The sequence below is a fragment of the Empedobacter sp. UBA5036 genome, assembly GCF_002415215.1.
Taxonomy (GTDB): domain Bacteria; phylum Bacteroidota; class Bacteroidia; order Flavobacteriales; family Weeksellaceae; genus Empedobacter; species Empedobacter falsenii_B.
This window is the reverse complement of record NZ_DICC01000033.1, coordinates 25715-32982: the sequence shown is the minus strand read 5'-3', so window position 1 is coordinate 32982 and position 7268 is coordinate 25715. Positions and strand designations below refer to the sequence as shown.

7 protein-coding genes are annotated in these 7268 nt (G+C 30.1%); 4 read left to right on the top strand and 3 right to left on the bottom strand.

The genetic code is table 11. The features are described 5' to 3' along the window. Positions 1-261 precede the first annotated feature (261 nt). The 3 genes from B4J88_RS06205 to B4J88_RS06195 all read right to left on the bottom strand — a co-directional run bounded on the left by B4J88_RS06205 (position 262) and on the right by B4J88_RS06195 (position 2895). A complete protein-coding gene (locus B4J88_RS06205; protein WP_291066876.1) occupies positions 262-666 on the bottom strand; it encodes an NUDIX hydrolase in 405 nt (134 codons plus the stop codon). A gap of 3 nt (positions 667-669) precedes the next feature. Further along, the gene (galE, locus tag B4J88_RS06200; protein WP_291066874.1) at positions 670-1683 is read right to left on the bottom strand and encodes a UDP-glucose 4-epimerase GalE; all 1014 of its coding nucleotides are present in this window, start codon (positions 1681-1683) and stop codon (positions 670-672) included. Between the two features lie 96 nt (positions 1684-1779). Beyond that, the gene (locus tag B4J88_RS06195; protein WP_291066872.1) at positions 1780-2895 is read right to left on the bottom strand and encodes a DegT/DnrJ/EryC1/StrS family aminotransferase; all 1116 of its coding nucleotides are present in this window, start codon (positions 2893-2895) and stop codon (positions 1780-1782) included. Positions 2896-2995: 100 nt separating this feature from the next. Here B4J88_RS06195 and B4J88_RS06190 point away from each other — a divergent pair, with 100 nt between their 5' ends. The 4 genes from B4J88_RS06190 (at position 2996) to B4J88_RS06175 (ending at position 7267) form a co-directional block, all read left to right on the top strand. Next, positions 2996-4246 (top strand): 3-deoxy-D-manno-octulosonic acid transferase, encoded by a 1251-nt coding sequence (locus B4J88_RS06190; protein WP_291066870.1) that lies wholly within the window; start codon positions 2996-2998, stop codon positions 4244-4246. Positions 4247-4400: 154 nt separating this feature from the next. Then, positions 4401-5036 (top strand): porin family protein, encoded by a 636-nt coding sequence (locus tag B4J88_RS06185; RefSeq protein WP_180905053.1) that lies wholly within the window; start codon positions 4401-4403, stop codon positions 5034-5036. 134 nt (positions 5037-5170) lie between these two features. Then, positions 5171-5548 (top strand): BlaI/MecI/CopY family transcriptional regulator, encoded by a 378-nt coding sequence (locus tag B4J88_RS06180; protein ID WP_038331851.1) that lies wholly within the window; start codon positions 5171-5173, stop codon positions 5546-5548. Between the two features lie 84 nt (positions 5549-5632). Next, complete coding sequence (locus B4J88_RS06175) at positions 5633-7267, top strand: M56 family metallopeptidase (RefSeq protein WP_291066867.1); 1635 nt, start codon at positions 5633-5635, stop codon at positions 7265-7267. The last annotated feature ends 1 nt before the right edge of the window (position 7268 follow it).

Genomic DNA, 7268 nt, shown 5'->3' with positions numbered 1-7268 from the left:
AGCTCCGATTTAATTTAAAATCGCAATGGAAACATCAGAATATACAGCCAAAAATACATGTCTTTTACTACGGATGATGGCGTTATGAAATCGATTTATCTTGATTTAAAAGGATCAACCAAAAAATGGGTATTGCTCATCCATAATTGTAGTTTGATTTAAAACCAATTTATGCTTATTTTTGAAGTAAGGCTCATATTATAAAATTCCAGACCCTAACTTTTTTACTTACACACTTCGTGGAATAGTGTCGAAATTATTTTAGTTCAATAAATGATCTTTTGTTAATTTTTCAAAAACTTTAATTACACCAATTACTTGAATTTCTTCTTGTAAATATTCTTCAAAAGTAAAATAGTTGTAAGCTTCAATTTCATTTGTTGGTTTTATTTCTTCGTTCAAATCGTACAAAAAACAATCTTGTTCCATCATAAGATCCTGTTCTCCATATGCTTCAGCTGTAATATGACAATAAAAATTGAGCTCTTCTCTTACCAAATCCAAACTCAATTCTTCTTTTATTTCTCTTACCAAAGCTGTGTCAGAATTTTCACCTTTATCAATTTTTCCACCTGGTAAATACCACGCTTTTTTATTTTTGCTAAATGTCAAAAGCAGTTTATTATTTTTAATAACTAATAAACCCGCTGTTGGTAATTGAATCATCTTTTATTTTTCTAAACTTTTTTGCCATTCCCAGGCAGTACGCATACTTTCTGATAATTTTGTTTCAGGTTTCCAACCCAATTCTTTTTCTGCTAAAGAGTTATTTGCATAAGCTTCGATAATATCTCCTGCGCGACGCTCTTTGATTTCGTATTTCAATTTCAAATCATTGGCATCCTCAAATGCGTGAACAACTTCTAAAACCGTAGATCCTGTTCCAGTTCCAAGATTAAAGAATTCTAGCTTTGCTTTATTTTTATTTTCGATCAAACGAGTTACGGCTTTTACGTGTGCATCAGCCAAATCATTTACATCGATATAATCACGAATTGCCGTTCCATCACGCGTTGGATAATCATCTCCCCAAACTGATAATGTTTCTCTGATTCCAGCCGCAGTTTGTGTAACATAAGGAATTAGATTATTTGGAATTCCTTTTGGTAATTCTCCAATTTTAGCTGTTGGGTGTGCACCTACGGGATTGAAATAACGTAAACAAATCACATTTTTATCAAATGCTGCTGAGAAATCTTCTAAAATTTCTTCCCCCATTTGTTTCGTTTTTCCATAAGGAGATTCAGGTTTTTTTAGTGGAGTTTGCTCATCAATAGGCATTTTATCCGCTTGTCCGTAAACTGTACAAGACGAACTAAAAATAATATTATCTGTATCAAAATCTTTCATCGCATCCAAAAGATTAATCAAACCTAAAATATTATTACGGTAATACATCAACGGTTTTTCAACAGATTCTCCAACTGCTTTATGCGCTGCGAAGTTGATAATTCCGTCTATTTTATTTATTTTGAAAAATTCGTTTACTTTTTCTTGATCTTTTAAGTCAATCTCGAAATAAGTTGGTTTTGTTCCAGTAATAGAAGTAATTTTGTCCAACACGCCAATTTCTGTGTTCGATAAATCGTCTATAATCACAACTTCATAACCTGCATTTTGTAAAGCTACAACTGTGTGCGAGCCAATATAACCCAAACCTCCAGTTACTAATATTTTACTCATTTTTAATATTTAGTTTTTATAGTGAAATCAAATTTAGGAAAATAAAAAAGCTTCTGAAACTAATCAGAAGCTTTTTCGTATTATTTTTAGGATAAATTATTTTCCAAAAAATTCGCGAACAGCAGAAGTTATGTAAGCCAATTGCTCCTCATCTAACTCTGTGTGCATTGGTAAAGACATTACTTCTTCTACCAATTTGTTTGTATTTGGGAAATCTGCATCATTATAATGTCCGTTATCATACGCTTTTTGTTTGCGTAATGGAACAGGATAATAAATCATCGCAGGAATTTCTTTTTCAGTCAAGAAAGCTTGTAATTCATTACGTTTACCATTTGTTACACGTAACGTATATTGATGGAATACGTGAGTTGTATCTGCTCCTTTTACTGGCGTTAATAATGCATCAATATCTTTAAAAGCTTCTGTATAATAAGCCGCAGCTTTGTTACGAGCAGCGTTATAATCATTTAAGAAAGGTAATTTACGACGTAAAACTGCTGCTTGAACAGAATCTAAACGAGAGTTAACACCAACTTCATCGTGGTAGTAACGTTTGTACATTCCGTGATTTACAATTCCACGTAAACGATGCGCAATATCATCATCATTTGTAAAAATTGCTCCACCATCACCATAACAACCTAAGTTTTTTGAAGGGAAGAAAGATGTACAACCAATATGACCAATTGTTCCAGCTTTTCGACCTTTGTAATCCGCTCCAATAGCTTGCGCAGTATCTTCTACAACATATAAATTATGTTCTTTTGCAATTGCCATAATCTCGTCCATATTCGCACATTGACCAAATAAATGAACTGGAATAATTGCTTTAGTTTTTGGCGTAATTGCCGCTTTCAATTTTTCTGTATCAATTGTAAAAGTATCATAATCAACGTCAACTAAAATTGAATTTAATTTCAATAAATCAACAACTTCTACTGTTGCAGCAAATGTAAAATCTGCCGTAATCACCTCGTCACCTGGCTCTAAACCTAGCGCCATCAAAGCAATTTGCAACGCATCAGTTCCGTTTCCACAAGGAATTACGTGTTTTACATTTAAGTAATCTTGCAATTCAGTTTCGAATTGTTTTACTTCTGGTCCATTAATAAAAGCAGCCGAATCCAAAACATTCAAAATTGCTGCATCAACGTCTCCTTTTATTTTTTGATATTGACTTTGTAAGTCAACCATTTGTATTTTTTTCATAACTTAATGAATCTTTCAAAATCTACAACTTTAAAAAGTCGTTATTATTACAACAAATGTACAAAAAAAGCTCATTCTAAATTTTTAACTTTGCAACATTGTGCAAGGATTTTATAACACATCAATTAAGGCGTACGGAATGGCGCTAAAATTGGCTTCGAATTTTAACGAAAAAGCAAAACTTTGGGTAGATGGAAGAAAAAATTGGGAAGAAAAAATAGCTTCTAAAATTTCAGAAACCGATAAAGTTTTGTGGGTACATTGTTCATCTTTAGGCGAGTTTGAGCAAGGTCGACCTGTTATCGAAGCATTGAAAGAAAACTATCCAACACATAAAATTGCTGTTTCATTTTTCTCGCCTTCTGGTTATGAAATTAGAAAGAATTATCAAGGTGCAGATGTTATTTTTTATTTGCCTTTGGATACAAAATCGAATGCAGAAAAGTTGATAAAAGTACTTCATCCAGAAATTTTGATTTTGGTGAAATACGAATATTGGTTCAATTTGATTACCGAATTACATCAGCAAAACATTCCGACAATTGTAGTTTCGTCTATTTTTAGAGAAAGTCAAAACTTTTTCAAGAAAAATGGAAAAAATTGGTTTGCGAAAAAATTAAGTTTAATCAATCATTTCTTTGTTCAAAATCAAAAGTCAAAAGATTTATTAGATTCTATTCAAATCACTCAAAATACAATTGCGGGCGATACGCGATTTGATCGTGTCAAACAGATCATTCATCAAGATAATGAATTGGATTTTATGAATGATTTTAAACAAAATTCGAAATTAATTGTTGTTGGAAGTTCTTGGCCAAAAGATGAAGAATTATTTGTGAATTTAATCAACCAAAAATTAAATAATGATTGGAAAATTGTTTTTGCACCACATAATTTGAATGATGCTGAAATCAATTCTTTTCAGAATAAAATCAACCAAAAAGCAGTTAAATTTTCTGATTTAGAAAAAACATCCAAGCAAGAGTTAATCGATTCGAAAATATTTATTCTAAATACAATTGGTATTTTATCAAAAGTCTATTCTTATGCAGATATTACCTATATTGGCGGAGGTTTTGGTGCAGGAATTCATAACACGTTAGAAGCTGTAACATTTGGAAATCCTGTCGTTTTTGGTCCTAAATACAAGAAATTTCAGGAAGCTGTGGATTTGATAGAAGTTGGCGGAGGATTTTCTATTGCTAATCGACATGAATTTGATACAATTATGAATCGTTTGATGAACGATGAAAATTTCCGAAAAGAAAGTGGAAAAAAAGCTAGAGATTTTGTTCAAAATTCACCAAATGCAACTAAAATTATTTTAGAATATTTAAATGATATTTTGTAAATCTTAAAATTTTATCAATTTTTAACAAAAAAGGCACAGAAATTGTGAATCAAAAAAGTATTATTGATTTTTTTAAGTGTAAATCAATCTTCAGTATGAATAAAACTTTACTTTTGAATTAAATATTATAACTCAGACTTAAGTAATAAAAAAAATGAAAAAACTAATCTTAGGAATAGCACTTTTTGGTGGATTAAGTGCAGCAAACGCGCAAATTGATTTAGGAGTAAAAGGAGGTCTTAACTTTCCAACTTTATCTGGTGATTCTAGAAAAATTTACTCTGATAGTCAAGGAAATGGTTTAGGGACTAAATTAAGAACAGACTTTTATGTTGGTGGTTATGCAAACTACAAAATAACGGATCAAATTAGTTTTCAACCAGAACTTCTGTATTCTAAACAAGGAGCTGGATTAAAAACAAATGACAATTCAAAAGCTAAATTTGTAACACATAATATTAATATTCCTTTAATGGGACGTTATGAAATTATGGATGGTTTAAATGTTGAGTTTGGTCCGCAATTAGGATTTTTAGTTTCTGCTAAAATGAAAACTGAAGAAGGAAAAACAGATACTAAAATAAAAGCTACAGACAATTTCAAAACATTTGATTTTGGTTTAAACTTCGGAGCTGCATACAAAATTACTGATGAATTAGAAATTAATGCTCGTTTTACAAAAGGATTATCAAACATTAATGATTATTATCCGCAAACAGTTAATGACAATTACAAAATTACAAATACTTACTTTAGTATTGGTGTAGCATACAAATTAGCTGAAATGTAATTTATTTCGAATTTAAATATAGGAAGGAGCTTTTTTGCTCCTTTTTTTGTGCTTTATCGTTAAATAATTCTAAAAAAACTTTGTCATGTTAAATTAAATTCTATATTTGTAGTAGTGAAAATACAGTTGTAGATATGAAAGTTAAATTATCAAGAAGAGAAGAGGAAGTGATGGAAGTTATCTGGAGCGGAAAACAAGTTTTTGCGAAAGATATTATCGATTCTTATGACGATCCAAAACCTGCGAATACTACAATTTCTACCTTATTAAAGAGGATGCACGACAAAGGTTATATTGATTACGAGCAAATGGGAAACTCGCGTCGATATTATGCTTTGGTAAAAAAAGATGATTATTTTTCGAAAGAAGTAAAAGGAATGATTTCCAACTTTTTTAATAATTCGGCAACACAATTTGCTTCATTTTTTGCTAAATCGAACAATATGTCGGTCGAAGAATTAGAAAAATTACGTGACATAATTGACAATGAAATAGACCGTAAAAAGAAATAATCTATGGTTGCGTTTTTTATAAAATTTATTCTTTGTTCCGGATTTTTATATTCCTTTTATAAACTTTTTTTGGAACGTGAAAGCATGTATAAAATCAATCGATTTTATCTGTTGTTTTCGTTGATATTTTCGTTAATCGCGCCTTTGTACAAAATTGATTTGCCTATCACAGCGACAGAAACAAATATTTCGCCCGAATTATTGGCTTTTCTGATGCAAAATCCTGAATTGTTGCAACAAGAAAGAGGAATCAATTTTGGTGATATTTTGAATGTTATTTACATTTTGGTTGGTGTAATTTTTCTTGTAAGATTTATCTACAATTTGTACGAATTAATGTTCAAAATTAAGACGGAAGAAAAAATCAAAGATCAAGAAATTACATACATTCTCGATTTAGATTCGAATCAACCATATAGTTTTTGGAAATATATTTTTATTCCGAAAAAGCAACTAAAAAGTTTACATCAAAATTTAATTGATCACGAAAAAGCGCATTGCATTCAGAAACATAGTTTGGATATTTTGTTGATCGAAATTTTTCAGATTCTTTTTTGGTTCAATCCGCTTATTTATTTCTATAAAAAATCAATCAAACTAAATCACGAGTTTTTGGCAGATGAATATGTATTGAAAAGAAACTCAGATTTAAAAACTTACCAACATCAAATTTTGGATTGTATTGCAACGCAAAATCCATCTATGATGGCAAGTAATTTCAATTTTATTCTAACTAAAAAACGCCTACTTATGATGACAAAAAATACATCAAAACGAAAAGTAAAAATTCTGTCTTTTGCTTCTTTGCCTTTTATATTGAGTGCTTTTGTACTTTTTAGCCAAAAATCGTTCGCGCAAGAAGTTGAGAAAAAAGCTCAAAAAGTGGAACAAGCGTTGGAAAAACCTGTTCAATCGCAAGCCGAAATTCTACTTGATCAAGCAACTACTTTAAGAGATTCGCTTCTCAAAACTAATCAGGTCAAAACGGCTACACCAATAGAAAAAGTGATTACGAAAGATGAATTAAAAAAGATTCTAAAAAGTAATCCACAAAACAAAATTATCTTGAATGATGCTGGAGATATCATTCTGAATGATTCTATCAAAATAAAAGATATTGTTTTGAAAAAAAATATGGTTCCTACAGTTTTATATGGAACGGACGGAAAAGTTTTGCAAAAAATTGATCCAAAAGAAATAGAAAAAGTTTTTGTAAGAAAAAGCGGAGATGAAAATTTCATTGAAATTATTAAAAAAGATTCAAGTATCATCAAAATTTTCAAATCAGAAAAAGACATTCCGAATATTGATAAAAAAGTGACAACAGCTAAAATGCCGACGGTAAAAAATAATATTACGTTGAAAAATGGTTACTCTATTTATACAGATAAAAATGGTGTTGAGCACAAAATTATTAGTTCTGAAATTGATAAGGTTTATATTACAAATAATAAAAATGGTGAATTTGATTTATCCAAATCTCCTAAAACAATTACAAGTTTAAAAGTTGATAATAGAAATAGTGATGATATGAATATTACGATTCTTCCAAAGAATGGATATTCAGTAGAATATAAATTTACGGAATCTAATGAATCATTATCTAAACAATTAGATAAAAAGCTAACAGAGTTGAAGCTTGATGAGCAAAATACTAAAAAGCAAATAAAAGAAATCGAAATACTACAAAAAGAAGAGCGTAAAAAGAATAAAAATTAGT

Bases quoted from the DNA above. Each gene is read 5' to 3' on its own strand.
- B4J88_RS06205 (WP_291066876.1), bottom strand. From the start codon at position 666: ATGATTCAATTACCAACAGCGGGTTTATTAGTTATTAAAAATAATAAA.
- galE (WP_291066874.1), bottom strand. From the start codon at position 1,683: ATGAGTAAAATATTAGTAACTGGAGGTTTGGGTTATATTGGCTCGCAC.
- B4J88_RS06195 (WP_291066872.1), bottom strand. From the start codon at position 2,895: ATGAAAAAAATACAAATGGTTGACTTACAAAGTCAATATCAAAAAATA.
- B4J88_RS06185 (WP_180905053.1), top strand. From the start codon at position 4,401: ATGAAAAAACTAATCTTAGGAATAGCACTTTTTGGTGGATTAAGTGCA.
- B4J88_RS06180 (WP_038331851.1), top strand. From the start codon at position 5,171: ATGAAAGTTAAATTATCAAGAAGAGAAGAGGAAGTGATGGAAGTTATC.
- B4J88_RS06175 (WP_291066867.1), top strand. From the start codon at position 5,633: ATGTATAAAATCAATCGATTTTATCTGTTGTTTTCGTTGATATTTTCG.